This window comes from Lactivibrio alcoholicus, assembly GCF_055390895.1.
The window spans coordinates 2,469,712-2,486,630 of record NZ_AP042471.1 but is presented as its reverse complement, the minus strand read 5'-3'; the positions used below and the strand labels follow the sequence as shown (position 1 = coordinate 2,486,630).

The 16,919-nt window shown below is 62.0% G+C and carries 15 protein-coding genes; 6 read left to right on the top strand and 9 right to left on the bottom strand.

Annotated elements, in window-relative coordinates; genetic code table 11:
• The first annotated feature begins 18 nt into the window (after positions 1–18).
• The 4 genes from ACZ5IU_RS11380 to ACZ5IU_RS11365 all read left to right on the top strand — a co-directional run bounded on the left by ACZ5IU_RS11380 (position 19) and on the right by ACZ5IU_RS11365 (position 3,607).
• On the top strand, positions 19–909 hold the full coding sequence (locus ACZ5IU_RS11380; RefSeq protein ID WP_464417374.1) for a branched-chain amino acid ABC transporter permease: 891 nt from the start codon (positions 19–21) through the stop codon (positions 907–909).
• Positions 899–1,687, top strand: a complete 789-nt coding sequence (locus ACZ5IU_RS11375) for an ABC transporter ATP-binding protein (protein WP_464417372.1) — start codon at positions 899–901, stop codon at positions 1,685–1,687. Before ACZ5IU_RS11380 ends, ACZ5IU_RS11375 begins: the two co-directional genes overlap by 11 nt.
• Positions 1,668–2,378: an ABC transporter ATP-binding protein gene (locus tag ACZ5IU_RS11370; RefSeq protein WP_464417370.1), complete on the top strand. Its 711-nt coding sequence runs from the start codon at positions 1,668–1,670 to the stop codon at positions 2,376–2,378. Before ACZ5IU_RS11375 ends, ACZ5IU_RS11370 begins: the two co-directional genes overlap by 20 nt.
• Positions 2,379–2,446: 68 nt before the next feature.
• The gene (locus tag ACZ5IU_RS11365) at positions 2,447–3,607 is read left to right on the top strand and encodes an ABC transporter substrate-binding protein (RefSeq protein WP_464417368.1); all 1,161 of its coding nucleotides are present in this window, start codon (positions 2,447–2,449) and stop codon (positions 3,605–3,607) included.
• A 92-nt stretch (positions 3,608–3,699) separates the two neighbouring features.
• Here the strand turns inward: ACZ5IU_RS11365 and ACZ5IU_RS11360 are convergent, their stop codons facing one another.
• The 8 genes from ACZ5IU_RS11360 to ACZ5IU_RS11325 form a co-directional block, all read right to left on the bottom strand.
• Positions 3,700–4,875 carry a M20 metallopeptidase family protein gene (locus ACZ5IU_RS11360; protein WP_464417366.1) on the bottom strand — a complete coding sequence of 392 codons (1,176 nt, stop codon included), beginning with the start codon at positions 4,873–4,875 and terminating at the stop codon, positions 3,700–3,702.
• Positions 4,875–6,032, bottom strand: a complete 1,158-nt coding sequence (gene alr, locus ACZ5IU_RS11355; RefSeq protein WP_464417364.1) for an alanine racemase — start codon at positions 6,030–6,032, stop codon at positions 4,875–4,877. Before alr ends, ACZ5IU_RS11360 begins: the two co-directional genes overlap by 1 nt.
• 39 nt (positions 6,033–6,071) lie before the next feature.
• Positions 6,072–7,679 (bottom strand): N-acyl-D-amino-acid deacylase family protein, encoded by a 1,608-nt coding sequence (locus tag ACZ5IU_RS11350; RefSeq protein ID WP_464417362.1) that lies wholly within the window; start codon positions 7,677–7,679, stop codon positions 6,072–6,074.
• Positions 7,680–7,709: 30 nt separating this feature from the next.
• Positions 7,710–9,041: a TRAP transporter large permease gene (locus ACZ5IU_RS11345; protein ID WP_464417360.1), complete on the bottom strand. Its 1,332-nt coding sequence runs from the start codon at positions 9,039–9,041 to the stop codon at positions 7,710–7,712.
• A 5-nt stretch (positions 9,042–9,046) separates the two neighbouring features.
• Positions 9,047–9,580, bottom strand: a complete 534-nt coding sequence (locus ACZ5IU_RS11340; protein WP_464417358.1) for a TRAP transporter small permease — start codon at positions 9,578–9,580, stop codon at positions 9,047–9,049.
• An 80-nt stretch (positions 9,581–9,660) separates the two neighbouring features.
• Positions 9,661–10,737, bottom strand: coding sequence for a TRAP transporter substrate-binding protein (locus ACZ5IU_RS11335; protein ID WP_464417356.1), 1,077 nt, complete (start codon positions 10,735–10,737; stop codon positions 9,661–9,663).
• 93 nt (positions 10,738–10,830) lie between these two features.
• Positions 10,831–12,132: a hypothetical protein gene (locus ACZ5IU_RS11330; RefSeq protein ID WP_464417354.1), complete on the bottom strand. Its 1,302-nt coding sequence runs from the start codon at positions 12,130–12,132 to the stop codon at positions 10,831–10,833.
• 193 nt (positions 12,133–12,325) lie between these two features.
• A complete protein-coding gene (locus ACZ5IU_RS11325; RefSeq protein WP_464417352.1) occupies positions 12,326–13,930 on the bottom strand; it encodes an N-acyl-D-amino-acid deacylase family protein in 1,605 nt (534 codons plus the stop codon).
• 266 nt (positions 13,931–14,196) lie between these two features.
• On the opposite strand from ACZ5IU_RS11325, the gene ACZ5IU_RS11320 reads away from it, so the two are divergent.
• Both ACZ5IU_RS11320 and ACZ5IU_RS11315 read left to right on the top strand, forming a co-directional pair.
• The gene (locus ACZ5IU_RS11320) at positions 14,197–14,718 is read left to right on the top strand and encodes a GNAT family N-acetyltransferase (protein WP_464417350.1); all 522 of its coding nucleotides are present in this window, start codon (positions 14,197–14,199) and stop codon (positions 14,716–14,718) included.
• A 37-nt stretch (positions 14,719–14,755) separates the two neighbouring features.
• Positions 14,756–15,541 (top strand): LysM peptidoglycan-binding domain-containing M23 family metallopeptidase, encoded by a 786-nt coding sequence (locus ACZ5IU_RS11315; RefSeq protein ID WP_464417348.1) that lies wholly within the window; start codon positions 14,756–14,758, stop codon positions 15,539–15,541.
• Here the strand turns inward: ACZ5IU_RS11315 and ACZ5IU_RS11310 are convergent.
• Positions 15,538–16,905: a DNA recombination protein RmuC gene (locus ACZ5IU_RS11310; RefSeq protein WP_464417346.1), complete on the bottom strand. Its 1,368-nt coding sequence runs from the start codon at positions 16,903–16,905 to the stop codon at positions 15,538–15,540. The genes ACZ5IU_RS11315 and ACZ5IU_RS11310 overlap by 4 nt on opposite strands.
• Positions 16,906–16,919 lie beyond the last annotated feature (14 nt).

The following is a 16,919-nucleotide window of genomic DNA, read 5'->3' as shown; positions in this document are numbered from 1 at the left end:
CGGAGGAGGCATCGACACATGAGCACCTACTTCATCACGATCTCGACCTTTATCGCAATCCAGGCGATCGTCGCCTACGGACTCAACATCATCGTCGGATACGCGGGACAGATTTCGCTCGGACACGCGGCGTTCTTCGGCATCGGCGCCTACTCGGCGGGAATTCTCGCGACGAAGGGAGGCCTCTCTTTCTGGGCCGCGCTTCCGCTCGTCCTGCTGATCTGCGGCGTCCTCGGCGTCATCCTCGGCCTTCCGAGCCTGCGCGTCAGGGAGGATTTCCTCGCCATCACGACGATCGGAATCAACTTCATCGTCGAAGCCGTCTTCCTGTACGTACCCTTCTTCGGCGGGGCCATGGGGCTCGGCGGCATCCCAAAGATCGTCCTCTTCGGAACCCGTCTCAAGGGGGAATCGCTTTTCGCGCTCTGTCTCGCCTGCCTCGCGATCGTCATCCTGCTCTGCCGGTGGTTCACGAAGAGCTGGGCAGGCCTCGGGTGCCGCGCGATCGCTTCGGACGAGACGGCCGCGTCGAGCATGGGGATTTCCCCCGTTCGCTTCAAACTCCTCGCGTTCGTGCTCGGGACCGTGATCGCCGGTCTCGGAGGAGCGCTCTACGCCCACAGGATGGGATTCATCACTCCCGCCGACTTCGGCTTCCCCGTCTCGACGATGATGCTCTCGATCATCGTCCTCGGAGGCATCGGAACACTGTGGGGCCCGCTTCTCGGCGCCGTCATCCTCGGCGCGCTCCCCGAGCTCTTCCGTCCGCTCGCGGACTACCGGATGCTGCTTTACGGCGCGTTGCTGCTCCTGATGGTCCGCTTCCAGCCCGGCGGACTTCTCGGCGAGGCGAGCATCCTGAAAAACATTCTCGCACGCATGAAGGGGGGAAACGGGAATGCCAGGTGATACAACATCCCCGATCCTTTCCGTCAGGGAGCTCTCGAAGCATTTCGGCGGTCTCCGGGCCGTCGACGGAGTCTCGTTCGACCTCATGACGGGAGAGATCCTCGGACTCCTCGGCCCGAACGGCGCGGGAAAGACGACATGTTTCAACATGATCTCCGGCGTCTATGCGCCCACCGGGGGAACGATTCTCTTCGGCGGGAGGAGGACCGACGGCTTCGAACCCCACGAGATGGCGGAGCTCGGCGTCGGCCGGACGTTCCAGATCGTTCGACCGTTCGCGACGATGACCGTCGCCGAAAACGTCATGACGGCCCTCGGACGGTCGAACTATTCCGGACTCCACGCGATCCTCAGAGCATGGAACACGACGGGGACGCGGCGACGCGCGATGGAGCTCCTCGAAAGGGTCGGACTCGCATCCTACGCCGACAGGAAGGCGGGGCAACTTCCGCTCGGAGACCATCGGCGCCTCGAAATCGCCAGGGCGCTCGCGCTCGAGCCGAAACTCCTGCTTCTCGACGAGTCGTTCTCCGGGCTCCGGCACGAGGAAATCGGCGTCATGGAAAAGCTCATCCTCTCGCTGTCGGCGTCCGGGCTCTCGATTCTTCTCATCGAACACAACATGAAGGTCGCGATGACGCTCTCGCATCGCGTCGTCGTCCTGGACCACGGCAGGAAGCTCGCCGAGGGGAGCCCCGCCGACGTCGCGTCGAACCCCGACGTCATCGAAGCCTACCTCGGAAAGGGGGGGATCACGGATGCTGCTGTCGGTCTCTGATCTCTCGGTCGCCTATGCGGGCGTCACGGCGGTCTCCGGCGCCTCCTTCTCGGTGAAGGAGGGCGAACTCGTGTCGATCATCGGCGCGAACGGCGCCGGAAAGACGTCGATCCTCAACGCGGTCATGGGGCTCGTCCCGTCCGCGGGCGGACGCATCGAATTCGACGGCGCGGACGTCACGCGGCTTCCGCCGCACATCCGGGCCAGGCGGAAAATGCGCATCGTCCCGGAACGCGCGAGGGTGTTCGCGCACCTGACCGTCCGCGACAACCTCCTCGTCGGAGCCTACGGACTCCGCAGGACGATCGATCTCGACCGGAAGCTGTCGTGGCTCTACGGCTTCTTTCCCATCCTCGAGGAACGGTCCTCGCAACCCGCGCGGACGCTTTCCGGCGGCGAGCAGCAGCAGCTCTCGATCGCCCGGGCGCTGATCTCCGACCCGAAGCTCCTTCTCGTCGACGAAATTTCGATGGGGCTCATGCCGAAACTCGTCGAAACCGTTTTCGAGGCACTCCGCGACCTGAACCGGGAACACGGAATCACGATCCTTCTCGTCGAACAGAACGCGCTCGCGTCGCTCAGGATATCGAACCGCGGGTACGTTCTGGAGGCGGGGCGCATCGCGCTCGAGGGAACCGCCGAGTCGCTCGTCCGCGACGAAGGGGTCCGCGAGGCCTATCTCGGCATCTAGTTTCATTCGTCACGGCATCACGACCGCTTCCCGGAGAGGAGCGGCGATCATTGGAGGAGGTGTGCACCATGGCAATCGGAAAGGTGTTTCGTACCACTTTCGTCGTCCTGTGTCTGTCGGCGCTTTTCGTTTCCGCAGCCGGAGCGGAGGGAACCATAAGAATCGGTCTTCTCGCCCCGCTGACGGGCAAGGCGGCCGACGACGGCCTCAACGTCAAGAACTCCGTCGAAATGGCCGTGGAAAAGATCAACGCCGAAGGCGGCGTTCTGGGCAAGAAGATCGAACTCATCACGTACGACGACAGGGCCGAGCCGAAGGACGCCGTGGCTCTCGCGCACAAGCTCATCGAACAGGACAAGATCGTCGGCTTCGTCGCGGGATCCTACAGCTTCCCGACGCGGGCGGTCGCCCCGATCTTCCAGGAGGCGGAAGTTCCGCTCGTCGCGGCGTACGCGCTGCATCCTGACATCACGAAGGCCGGGGATTACTGTTTCCGGAACGGCTTCCTCGGAACCGTCGAGGGACGCGGGTGCGCCCACGTCGCCGTGAAAATGCTCGGTTCGAAGAAGCTCGCCCTCATCCACGCCGATAACGATTTCGGCCGTACGCTCTCCGAAGGCGCCAGGAAGTACGTCGAGAAGTACGCTCCGGACACGAAGATCGTCCACGAGGCCGTCTATCCGTTCGCCGAGAAGGACTACACCGCCTACCTCACGAAGATCAAGGCCGAAAACCCGGACGTCATCATCGCGAGCGGCTACTTCTTCCAGATGGGCCCGCTGCTCAAGCAGGCCCGGGAGATGGGAATCACCGCGAAGATCGTCGGCGAGGAGGGAGCGGACTCCCCGATCCTCTTCAACATCGCCGGGAAGGCCGCCGACGGGTTCATCATCGTCACGAACCTCGACCGCGACGACAAGCGCCCGTTCGTCCAGGAGTACCTCAAGAAGTACAAGGAGCGCTACGGAATCGACACGTGCATGACGGGAGCTTCCGGATACGACGCGTTTCTGATCATCATCAACGGCATCAAAACGGCCGGAAGTCTCGAACCGAAGAAGATCCGCGACGCGATCGCCACCACGAAGAACTTCGACGGAATGACGGGCGTCATCAAGGGCTTCACCCCCGAACGCGAAGTCGTGAAACCGCTTCAGGTCCAGATCGTCAAGGACGGGAACTTCCATCACTACGCCGTCATCGACGATCCCGAGCTCATCGCGCAGTAAAACCGGTTCTCCGCGGAAAGAGGGCAGCCGCCGGCTTCGAGCCGGCGGCTGCCCTTATTTGCGATGTATCAGTTCACGCGCCACGCTCCCGATCAGACGTCCATCGCAGCGAGCGCGGCCTGAGCCAGTACCGCCGCCCCGACCGGGATGGCGCTTTCGTCCGCGACGAACCTCGGGCTATGCCACGGATGAACGGCGCCGATCGCCTCGTTGCCGACGCCAAGCCAGAACATGCATCCCGGGACGACCTGCTGGAAGAGCGCGAAATCTTCGCCGCCCATCGACGGCGTCGCCTGGACGATCAGCTCTCTTCCGACGATGGCCTCAGCCGCACGGACGCAACAGGCATACGAGCGGACGTCGTTCGTCACCGCCGGAAGGTCGCGCCGGATCTCGACCTCCGCGCAGCATCCGAGTCCCGAGGCAACGGATTCGGCGACGCGCCGGATCCGCTCGTGAAGCGCATTCCTGACCTCCGGGCGGAACGACCGAACGGTGCCGGTCATTTCGACATCCTCGGGGATCACGTTGTTCGCCGCGCCGCCGTGGACCGTTCCGAACGAGATGACGGCCGCGTCCTGGGGATCGACGTTCCGGCTCACGATCGTCTGCAGGTTCATGACGACCGACGCCGCCGCGACGACCGGGTCGGCGGAGCGATGAGGAATCGCGCCGTGCGACCCGACGCCGAGGATGCGGATTTTCAGCGTGTCCACGGCGGCCATCAGCGGCCCTTCCTTCACGACGATCGTTCCGGCGGGATACGCCGGATGATTGTGCAGACCGAAGATCATACCGACAGTCGGGTCCGAGAGAGCGCCGTCGCGCAGGATCGCCTCCGCTCCCCTGTTGATTTCCTCCGCGGGCTGGAAGAGCATCACGACGCCGCCAGGTACCGTCCCATCCCTGCGCGCCTCGGCGAGCATCCGCGCGGCTCCGAGAGCGCAGGCGGTATGGATGTCGTGCCCGCACGCGTGCATCAGCCCCGGGGACGTCGACGCGAAATCGAGCCCTGTATTTTCCTGCACGGGGAGCGCGTCGATGTCCGCGCGGATCGCGACCGTCGGCGAACCGGGGACACCGTCGAGAACGCCCCGAACCCCCGTTCCGCCGACGCGCCGGACGGAATACCCCCATTCGTCGAGGAACGTGGCAATCTTGGCTCCCGTACGTTCCTCGCGGAAGCTCAGTTCGGGATGCCGGTGAAGATCGCGCCGGACCTCCGTCATCCACCCCGCGAGCTGCGACGCCCGCGCGGAGAAATTCATCAGCGGGCTTCCGGCGCCGTCCCGTCGACGTAGCGCCGCGGGACGCGCGGACCTATCATCGCGCCGATCGTGGCCACGATCGTGTCGAGCTTCTTAGCGTATTCGTAGATCGTGATCTCCTCGACGCCCTGGCGACCGATCAGGACGACCTCGTCGCCGACCGCCGCGTCAGGAATCGCCGATACGTTCACCATGCACTGATCCATACAGATTCTCCCGACGACGGGGCACCGCTTCCCATGCACGAGAACATCGGCCCTGTTCGAGAGGGCGCGCGCGAAACCGTCGGCATAGCCGACCGGCAGGACGGCGAGTTTCTCGTCCGAATGCGTCGTGTAGGTCAGGCCATAGCTGACGCCCTTGCCGGCCGGAACCGTCCGGAGCGCCGAAATGGTCGTCCTGAAGGAGAATCCCGGAAGGATCGGTACCGAGCGCGGAACGTCGTCCGTCGGGTACATTCCGGCGACGAGCTGCCCCGGACGGACGCCGCTCATGGCCCACTCGGGCCTGTAAAGCGTTCCGCCGGAATTGCAGCAGTGCCGGATCGGGATAGCGATCCCTTTTCTCTCGATCGCGGCGAGAGCTTCGAGAAACAGCCGGTGCTGTTCGTTCGTATACGTCAGGTCGGCGCCGTCGGACGTCGCGAAGTGCGTAAAGATTCCTTCGCAGACGATCCCGGGCAATGCCGCGATCTCCGAGACCGTCGACGCCGCGTTGTCCGGCAAGAACCCGATGCGTCCCATTCCCGTATCGATCTTGATGTGGACGAGCGCCTTTTTCCCCTGTTTCACCGCGGCGGCCGAAAGGACGCGGGCCATCTCCATGTCGGTGATCGAAGCCCGGATTCCGTGCCGCACATATTCGCCCGCCGCATCGTACGGCGACGCGCCGAGCACGAGAACTGCGTCCGTGATGCCTCCTTCGCGCAACTCTATCGCCTCGTCGGCCGTCGCGACGATAAAGTAGTCCGCGCCTTCCTGTTTCAGCGCCCACGCGACGGGAACGGCTCCGAGATTGTACGCGTTCGCCTTGATGACCCCGAAGACGCGGGGGTCTTTCCCGCTCCATCCGTCCGGACGGATATGCTTCATGATGGCCCTGTAGTTCGCTCTGATATTGTCCAGTCGTACTTCCATCCACGTCGGTCGCAACGTCATCGTTTCAGTCCTCCTCCCGAATCGCCAGCGGAGCGGCGCTCAGGCCCTCCGCAGTACCTTCCCCGGGCGCGCGCCGAGAAGTGTATTCCGCGTCACGACGACCCTTCCGTTCACGATGACATGGTCGATTCCCTCGGGATACTGGTGCGGATTCGTGAAAGTCGCCATGTCCCTGATCGTCGCCGGATCGAACACCACGACATCCGCGAAGAACCCTTCCTGCAACTGGCCTCTGCCCCGGATACCGATTTTCGAGGCCGGCATCGACGTGATTTTTCTGATTGCGTCCTCGAGCGAAAGGAGGCGTTCGTCCCGGACGTACTTCCCGAGCAGGCGCGGGAACGAACCGTATCCCCTCGGATGCGGACGTCCCCCCGCGCGCGGCGCCGTCACCCACGAATCGGAAATCACGGCGGAGAGCGGGTGCGCGATCACCGTGCGAACATCTTCCTCGTCCATTCCGAAGAGAACCATCGTCGCCTCCGCCTTCACATCGAGGAGCCAGTCGAAGAACGAATCGAACGGATCGTCGGGCTTGCGTCCCGCGATGATCTGTTCGAGCGACATGCCGTCATACCGTGGTTCGGTGCGGCATTCCGCGATCACGATATTCTTCCAGCCGATACCGCGGATCCAGTTTTCCTCTTTCATCGTCCCTTCGCCGATCGCCGCCGCGAATTCAGCGCGCTGCGCCGGGTCCGCGAGACGTGCGAGCATCGCTCCGATACCGCCTTCGAGCGCCTGCGACGGAAGGAGCGCCGTAATCGTCGTCATCGCCGCGGGATACGGATACACGTCGCACGAGACGTCGACGCCGCGCTCCCTCGCCTGCTCCATGATCCGGAGCGTCGCGTTCACCTTTCCCCAGTTTCCGCGACTCGCCGCCTTGTGATGGGAGATTTCCACCGGGATCCGGTTCGCCTCGCCGACCGCTATGGCCTCGTCCACGGATTCGATGAGGTGGTCGCCCTCGTTGCGGATATGCGTCGTATAGACGGCTCCGAACGGCGCGAGGACCTCCGCGAGCTCAGTCATCTCGCGACACGACGTATAGCTTCCGGGTGGATAGATCAGACCGGACGACATTCCGAACGCCCCGTGCTCGAGTTCGTCACGGAGCAGCGTTTTCATCCGCGCCATCTCATCCGGCGTCGCAGGTTCAGGATCGAACCCCTTGACCGCGATCCGGAGCGTCCCCTGGCCGACGAGCGGCGCGATGTTCAGGATCGTGCCCGAACGTTCGACGCAGTCGAAGAATTCAGGAAGCATCGACCAGTCCCAGGAGTACTCGCTCTTCTTGTCGAGGAACGGCTTGAGATACTTGCGAACGTCGTCCCTGTGCGCGTCGGACACCGGCGCCATCGAGAGACCGCAGTTCCCGACGACCGATGTCGTGACCCCCTGCATGATGTAGCTCTCGGCGTCCGGAAACGCGAGAATCGCGTGGTCGACGTGATTGTGCATATCGATGAATCCGGGCGCCACCACCCTGCCCGCGGCGTCGATCGTTTCCTTCGCGTTTTCCCCGTCGAGTCTCCCGATCTTCGCGATGCGATCGCCGACGATACCGACGTCGCCGTGGAACGAGGGATTTCCGGCTCCGTCACAGATGCGCCCGTTGCGTACGATCAGATCGAACGATTTCAAACTGCGGTCACCTCCGGATTGTCTCGCCGGTCACCATGGACCGACAACCTGCTTGCCGAGCAGAAGGGTCGGGAGCCAGCAGGAAAGGGCTGGAACGTACGTCGTCAGCAGAAGGACGGGGATTCCGACAAGGCACAGGAAGAGAAGCATCGGCTTGACGAGTTCCCCGTAAGACACGCCGGAAAGCCGCGATCCCACGAATATGGACACGGCATAGGGCGGCGTGACGACGCCGAGCCCGACGTTCACGATAATCATCGATCCCAGGTGGACGAGATTCATGTCGAGTTTCGCGATGAGCGGCAGGACCATGGGGACGGCAAGGATCAGGATCGGAATTCCGTCGATGAACATCCCGAGGATCAGCAGGAAGACGTTGAGCGACAACAGGATCAGCACCTTGTTCTGGAAGAGCCCGAGGATACCCTCCGCGAGCGCCTGCGCGGCGCCCTCGCGGATCAGCAGCCGCGTGAAGACCGTCCCGCCGGCGATCAGCAGCCCGATCATTCCGAGGCTGATCATCGTACTCCGCGTCGCGCTCCAGAGGCTCTTCGCGTTGAGTTCGCGATAGACGAAGAAACCCACGATGAGACAATAGACGACGACGACAGCCCCCGCCTCGTTCGGCGTGAACACACCGCCGTAGATGCCGACCAGAATGACGATCGGCGCTCCGAGAGCCGGCAACGCGCTCCACGTCGCCTCTCCGAGTTCCCTGATCCGCGCCCGGCCTTCCGTGGCGAGCGGCGGGATCGCAACCGTCGGATCCATGTACCTGTCGCAGATGAAGTAGTTCAGGATGCCATACCCCAGCGCGAGCAACAAGCCCGGGAAGACCGTCGCGAGGAAGACCGCCGCAATGGACTGCTGGGCGACGAGGCAGTAGATCATCGCGGGGACGCTCGGCGGAATCAGATACCCGAGAAAACTCGCCGAACACAGAACCGCGGTGGTATAGACTCTCTTGTAGCCGTACTTCTCGAGTCGCGGGACGAGGAGGGGGATCAGCGCGGAGATGCAGGGCAGCGACGATCCCGTCAGGGCGCTCATGATGAGCGTCGCGACGAGGCCGACCACAATCATCCCTCCCTTGACCCGTCCGACGACCGCGTAGGAAAACCGGACGATCCGGTCCGCGAGCCCCGCGTCGGAGATGAGACTTCCGGCGAAGATGAAAAAGCCGATTCCCATCAGGACGTAGCTATCGAGGGAGTGATAGAACGTTCCCGACATGAAGGACAGGGCATCGTCGAGGGCGAAAAGTCCCGCCGCCGTGCTCGTGAGAAATCCCCATCCCAGGGGAAGGCCGAAGAAAATGCCGACGAGAAATACCGCAAGCGTGACGAAAACCCCGAAGGACATGACGGTCACTTCCCTTCCCCGGCGCCGCGCATCGCGACGAGCGTCGCGATATCGCATGCAAGGCCGTGCAGGAGATGGAGGAGGCAGAGCACCAGGGAGACGAAGAGCATCTCCATGAGCCAGCTCGTGTTGAACCAACGCACGAGCGTCGCGAACTGCGGGTATTTCGCCGCGCGGAGAGCGAAGGCCCACGTCGGAATCAGGAAGACCGCGACCGTGCCGATCGAGACCATCTTCAGAAACGCGGTGTACGCGACGCGGCCGCGCGGCCGCCCAGCGAAGACGGACTCGACGAACACGTCGACGGCCGTATGTCCTCCCTGGCGGGTCGTAAGAGGGATGACGAGAAACATGAAAGCGATGAAGATGTAGAGTGCGAGGTCGCTCAGCCAGATGATTTCGTAATGGAGCCAGTAGCGGTTCAGAACCTGAAAGAACGTCATGAACGTCGTAATGAAAAGCCCCGCGCCGCAGATGACGTTCTCAAAAATGCAAAGCGCCCTGTAGAAACTTCGGATGACATCTCCGAATCTGTTCAATACGATACCTCCCCTCTCCGGTGCACGAACTCCGGACGGAAAAGGCGATATACGGCCCCCTCCGTCCGGAACATCCCTGGTTACTTTTTGGCGGAAACCTGCTCGTGGATCTTCTTCAGTTCGTCCTGGATCTTCTGGGTCATGTCCTGGCCCGGATACTTCTTCTCGAGCCACGGCTTGCAGAGTTCGTCCCAGATCGCAGGAGTGTTTGATTTCTGCCGGAAGACGTCCCGCTGCTCGGGGGTCAGCTCGACCATCTGGAAACTCTTAATCTCGGAAAGCTTTTTCTTGTATTCTTTTTCGAGTTCCTGCTGCTTTGCGTAGAGAGTCGACTCGACTTCAAGCGCCGCCTTGTTCACCGCATCTTTCAGATCCTGCGGGAGCTTGTCCCAGATCTCTTTGTTGACGACGACATTGTTTGTATCCCAGCAGAAGTTAAGATCCGAATAGTGCTTCAACACTTCGGCATGTCGTTCTTCGATGAGTGACGGCCACATGGACCACATCCCGTCAACGACGCCCTTGGAAAGCGCGTCGTACACGTCGCCCCAGGGGATGGTCTGGAGTGTCATTCCAGTCCCCTTGCCCATGTTCTCAAGCGCACGGACAAGTCCGAGCGAGGCGGATACGCGCATCTTCAGGTTCTTGAGATCTTCGGGGGACTTCAGCGGACGCGCGTTGTTCCCAAGTCCGTAGGCGCCGAAGGATGTCTGGTACAGCATGTGCATGCCCACTTCGTTGTACGCGTCCTCCATGACCTTCCACAGAATGCCCTTGCCGGCTTCGAACGCCACCTTCGCCTCGTCCCAGTTCTCTATGGTCCAGGGCATCCAGTTGAGCATTCCTCCGGGGATGAGGTTCACATACGGAGCAAAGACCGAAACCTGGATGCTCCCCTCCTGAACGGCATGGAAGTGCTCGTCGTGCGTTCCGAGCTGTCCGTTCGGGTAGTACTTCATTTCTATCCGTCCGTTGGAGTATTTTCCGACGAGGTCGCAGAACATCTTGTGATACTCGTTCTGTGTCGGACGAGGCCAGGGAACACCGAATTTCCATTTGTACTCCGGGGCGGCGGCCGCCACGCCGGCAACCAGAAGGCATCCGAGAAGCGCCATTGCAAGGATCAAAGCAGTCGTCTTTCCGTTCATGCGTCGCATTCGATTCCCTCCTTCAGCATTTTCGAACAGCCACAGACACTCCGACTTCCGTCCGGAGACGCATTATCCTTCCCGCGGCCACCTCCTTTCCGTTCAGTCGCGCCCGCTCCGGGCACCGGACGCGTCCACGACGCGCCTGTAGAGAATCTCGGGTCTTCCCTTCCGGAGAGATGCCCGGGAACTCTCGATCACAATCAGCCCCGCGGTTCGAAACCGTGCCAGGATCTTTCGCGCGCTTTTCGCCTGGAGACCGAGGACATGCGAGAAATCGGCGGCGCTGAACGGCGCATCGAGCAGGTCGAACGCCTTCAGGTACCGCGAGAGCGTTGCCGGCGTGATGCCGAGCTTCCCGGAAATCTCCTGGAAATCGGGGTCCGGAGCCGCGAGAATATAGGAGGGTCTCCGTTCCCCGACGCTCCAGCCGCTCTCTCCGTCGAAGAGATGGCATTCGTTCCCGTCCTTGCGGAACCCCATGTCGAGCGCTTTTTCGGCGTACCGTTCCGCCGTCGTGATGTTCGACGCGATCCCGTACCCGATCCGGAGCCGAATATCGGGCGTCGACTCGAGAATTTCGTCGATGACCGGAACCCTGCCGAAGCTATTCGTTTCCATGAGAAACTGGCTGTACGTCTGGACGCTCTGGAATATCGACGCGCTCCGCTGAAAGAGCAGGATTCCCTTCTTTTTGGCGTACGCGGATATCGTGCGGTGTATGGACCGCATGGCCTGCTCGTATTGATTGAGCTGAACGGGGAGCTTTTCCGGCAGGAAGAGTCCGACGACGAGCTTGAGATGATCCTTGTCCGAGACGCCGAATGCCCGGAGCGACGCCGTCAGCGCCTCGCGAACCGAACTGACCGACGGGGAGACGAAAAACACGGGAACGCTCATTTCCTGAAGGCGCCTGTACGCGACATAGGCGCACGTGACGCAGAACGTCGTCCGTCCGGCGCGAAAGTGGGAGAGATGGAACTCCACGAGCTCGTCGTGATACCGCTCGGACGGCTTGAGAGGATACGTATAAATGGCGCCAATCGGGAAGTGGCAATCGAGCATCGAGTCGTTGATGTCGAGGTCGCTGAACGTGTCGATGCTGAAGCGTACATCGTCACCGATGAAAGCCCTGGCTTCGAGGAATGCGAACGACAGGCCGCTCGTGGGACGTTCGAGATAGAACCACGGAACGACAGGCTGGACGACGCTCGCTGCCATGAAATACGGGAGAACACCGCTGAAATAGAGGGCATCGACGTCGGACTGGTTCCCCGCGGCGATGCTGGGCGCGTCCAGCATCGTCTCGTAGAGCATGGGACGGATCGTAAGCTGTGGAAGATCCCTGGAAACAATCTGGAACTTCTCGACAATCAACGAAGGACCGATAACACCTAAGATCATATGGAATTCCCCCGGTGTTCGTGGATTGCAGTCTCTTGCGTCTTTATAGCGCCTAATTGCGTTTAATTTTATAACTCTTCCGTACTCTTGTCAACTCCACCGGGTACTGCTGAAATGTGGCGCTTCCCCGAAGAGAATACGGTGGCGCGAAGGAGCTTCGCTCCTTCGCGCCACCGCCATAGCTCTCCGGCTTCTACCTCGTCGTGTCGTTTCTGCGCAGCGCCCTTCCCGGTCGTCTGCCGGTAAGACTGCCGTCGCGCATCACGATTTCTCCGGATGTCATCACGGCAAAGAACCCGTTCGGATAACTGACCGGGTCCCGATATGTGCCGGTTTCGAGGACATCATCCGGCGAAAAGGCGACGAGATCCGCAATCGCTCCCTCGCGGATCACCCCTCTCCGCTGAAGTCCAAGCCGGGCCGCGGGCGCGGAAGTCATTCTCCGGATCGCCTGCGGCAAGGAGAGAATCCCTTCTCGTCGCACGTACTGCCCGAGAATCTTCGCAGTCGATCCGTACGTCCTCGGATGCGGCTTCCCTCCGACGATACTGTCGGAACAGAATGTCATGGCTTCGTGGGAGAGGATCGTCCGGACGTCATCCTCGCAGCCGTAGAAGAGTGTCATCGTCGCGTTTCCCTCTTCCTCGACAAGCAAGTCGCAGAGAGCGTCCACAGGATCCTTGCCGGACGTCGCAGCGATCTCGGCAAGCATTTTCCCTTCGGTCCAGCGGTTCGCATCGGACCGGACCGCATTGATGAGGACGCCATCCCAGCCACAGGAATCCACCCAGTTCTCCCAGAGAAGATCCGTCTTTCCCTTCTGGATATCCCGGATCTTGCCCCGAACGCTCGGATCCTTGATGAGTTCCAGCATCCGAATCTGTCCCTCCGCGTGGAATGGGGGCGGAATCAGCGCGTCGAGCATCGTGCTTCCCGCCGTGTAGGGATACTGGTCGAACGTCACGTCAAGTCCCCCCGCGCGGGCGGCGTCGATGACGTCGAGAATCTCGCCGGCCCGTCCATGATTCCTCTTGCCTGCGATCTTGAGGTGAGAGACATGCAGCGGACATCCGGCCTTCGTACAGATCCCGATAACTTCCCGAAGCGACTGTACGATGTGGTCGGCCTCGTTTCTCATATGGACGACGAAAAATCCGCCGTGTCGTGCGGTCTCCGCCGCAAGGGCGACGAACTCGCGTTCCTCGGCGAACAGACATGGCGGGTAGACGAGCCCCGTCGAAAAACCGAACGCTCCCTCCGCCATCGCCGCACCGACAAGTTCCGTCATTCTCCTGATTTCATCCTCCGTCGCCGGACGGTCGTCCCAGCCAACCACGGACGCCCTGACAGCTCCGTGCGCGACGAGCGCCGCGGTGTTCGCGGCCGGACGAACGCGATCGATCGCGTCGAGATACGCTCCCATGCTTCCGCTCCACTCCCATTCGGCGTCGTAGCGACCGTCGAGCCCGAGAAGGCGCGTCCGCATCATCGGGCGAGCTCCGGGCGACAGGGGGGCGACGGAGAGTCCGTCCTGTCCGACAAGCCCGGTCGTGATGCCCTGCATGATCTTCGCGTCCTCTCCGGGCTGCGTGAAGACGCGAAGGTCCGAATGCGTGTGCATGTCAATGAATCCCGGGCAGAGGATCCGATCCCCGATGTCCAGGGTAACCGACGCGTCGCCGGTCAATTCTCTCCGGACGACCGCGATCCTGTCTCCAGAGATCCCGACATCCGCACGGAACCACGGCGCCCCGGTTCCGTCCACAATCCGACAGTGTTTCAGAAGAACATCAAACATACAAAGCACCTCTTTCGGGAATGATGACGGCGTGCCACAGGGCGAATCATACCAGATTCCGATATCATTATTGTTTTTTTCATGAAAAACAATAATTCCTAAAACAGCCCGCTTGGGACCGGCACCGAAACCACTCCCGATGTGTCTCCCATATGACCGGAGTGTTCCCGATTTCTTCAGGAATATCGCTTTTTCCTTCATGCTATACTCTCTTGTGTCCGACTTCACGGATACGACCACGAAGAAAGCGAGCGGGAGGGCGGTTCATGAGTACGTTGGACGACGCTCTGGAAGGCACAGGCTTCAGCATCCGCCGGGCCTGCCCCTGTGAGGCTCGGGAACTGACGGATTTCGCCTATGCGTCGAAACGGTCGTGGGGGTATCCGGAGAACGAGCTGGATGATGACTGCGGTCCGTTGACCGTCACGCCGGGCTACATCCGCGAGAACACGGTTTTCGTCGCTGAGGACGATCGTCGCATTCTCGGTTTTTTCTCGCTGATCCCGACGGACCGCCCCGACGTCATCGAACTCGATCATTTCTGGGTCAACCCCGAAACCAGGGGCCGGGGCGTCGGACGAGCAATGTTCGGACGCGTTCGCAACGAGGCGCTCCGGCTCGGGATGCGGACGCTGTTCATCGTCTCCGATCCGAACGCGGAGGCTTTTTACCTGCGCGCGGGAGCGATCAGGACCGGCGACACTCCCGCCTGCTCGGGAGAGAGACGGCTTCCGACGCTGGAGCTTCCTCTCCAGCCGAAAGAGACATCGACGCCATCAGGCGAATGACCTGCCAATTTTCCAGACGGTGAAGGAGGGCACCTGTATGACGCATAAAACGCAAGAACGCACTTTCATTCCATTCCTCGCATTCATTCTTCTGTTCTTCGGGTTCGCATCGCCGGCCCTTTCCGCTCCCGCAACGGAGCCATGGACGCAGTACCGGGTCGTTTCCGGAGACACGCTCGACTCGATAGCGCGAGCGCACGGGATCTCCGAGAAGAATCTCCGCTTCGCGAACGCCGTCCACAAAGGCGGCGATCTCGAGCCGGGCGCGACTCTGCTGATCCCGAAGACCGACGACGACGCCTGCGCGGTTCTCACCGAAGTTCTCGCCAGAAAAAAGGGAACGGTTCCAGATTCCGCCGGACGACGGCAGGAAATCCGCCTCCCCGGACCGAAGGAACAGCCGCGTTCGACCGCGATGGTGGTATCGCGCATCATGACCTGGCCCGTGAAGGGAACGGTCAGCTCTCCGTTCGGAGTCCGCAGGGGCGGTCGTTCGCGGCGAGGCCACTTCCACGACGGAATCGACATTCCCGCCCCGAGGGGAACTTCCATCGTCGCGGCGCTCGACGGGAAGGTCGTCTCGGCCGCATCCCAGCGCGGGTACGGCAAAACCGTCACGATCGACCACGGGAACGGGTTCGTCACCCGCTACTGCCACTGCCTCGGATTTTCCGTGAAGGTGGGGGGCCACGTCCGCCGCGGGCAGAAGATCGCGACCGTCGGTCGTACCGGCCGCGCGACGTGCAATCACGTCCACTTCAGCGTCCTGCGGCACGGACGCGTCGTCGATCCCGCGCCCTATCTGCACTCGACGCAGTTCTAGCTCCGGTTTTCTCCGGAAGGGACGGGCGGGGGCACGGCCTCCGGCCCGTCGGCGATATCCCCGGTCCCGGACGGAATTCCCGCTTCGGGATAGACTTCGAGGGAGCGGAGCCTGCGTTCGATCGCGCGGCTCTTCCTCGCGGCTCCCTCGAGCGAATCGCCGGCCTCGAGCAGCTTGCGATGGGTTTTTTCGAGGACCGCGGCAAAGGTTCCGAATTCCGTCTTCACCTGTCCGAGAAGTCCCCATACCTCGGCCGAACGTTTCTCGATGGCGAGCGTCCGGAACCCGGTCTGCAGGCTGTTGAGGAGCGCGGCTACCGTCGTCGGTCCGGCCACGACGACCCGCGACTCGCGCATGAGCGTCTCGCAGAGTCCGTCGATCCGAAGGACTTCCGCGTAGAGGCCCTCGACCGGAACGAAGAGGATCGCGAAGTCGGTCGTATACGGAGGCTCGACGTACTTTTCCCGGATATTCCTCGCCTCCGAGAGGACCCGTTTTTCGAGCTGCCTCCGGCAGGAACGCGCCGCCTCCGGATCGGCGGCGTCCTGCGCGGCGAGGAGGCGCAGGTAGTCCTCCTGGGGGAACTTCGAATCGAGCGGAAGCCAGACGGGCTCCTCTCCTTTACCGGGCAGCCGGATCGCGAATTCGACGCGTTCGGTCGAATTCGGCCGCGTGCAGACGTTTGTCGCGTACTGTTCCGGCGAGAGAAGCTGTTCGAGCAGGCAGCCGAGCTGGATTTCCCCCCAGGTACCGCGCGTCTTGACGTTCGAGAGCACCTTCTTGAGATCTCCGACGTCGGCCGCGAGGACGCGCATCTCCCCAAGCCCCTGGTGGACGCGTTCGAGGCGGTCGGCAACGCTTCGGAACGCCTCTCCGAGGCGCTGTTCGAGCGTCGCGTTCAGTTTTTCGTCGACGACCGAACGGATCTGGTCGAGCTTCTGTTCGTTCCTCGCGTCGAGTTCGCCGAGCCGTCTGTCGACCGCGTCGCGGATACCGTCGAGCTTCGACGAATTCGATTCCGTCAGGCGTGACAGCTGGTTCGTGAACGTCTCGAGCTGCCCCTTCTGAAGCATCGCGATTTCCGAGAGACGGGACGAGAGGACGTGCCCCTGACTGTCCAGGGCCGCCCCCAGTTCTTCCCTGTTCTCGCGCGTCGACGCGCGCAACTCCTCGCGCAACGCCGCGAGCGCCTCAGCCTGGAGACGGACATCCCGATCGCGGTCGTCGCGCATGTCGTTCAGGGTCTCTCCGATGTCCTCCGCGGCGCGCGCACTTTCGCGGATACGCACCAGCAGAAACAGCAGAAGCGCGACGAGCGTCGCCGCTCCGAACGCGAGAATCGTCTCCGCTACCGAGAAGGACATCACCGTTCGCCCGA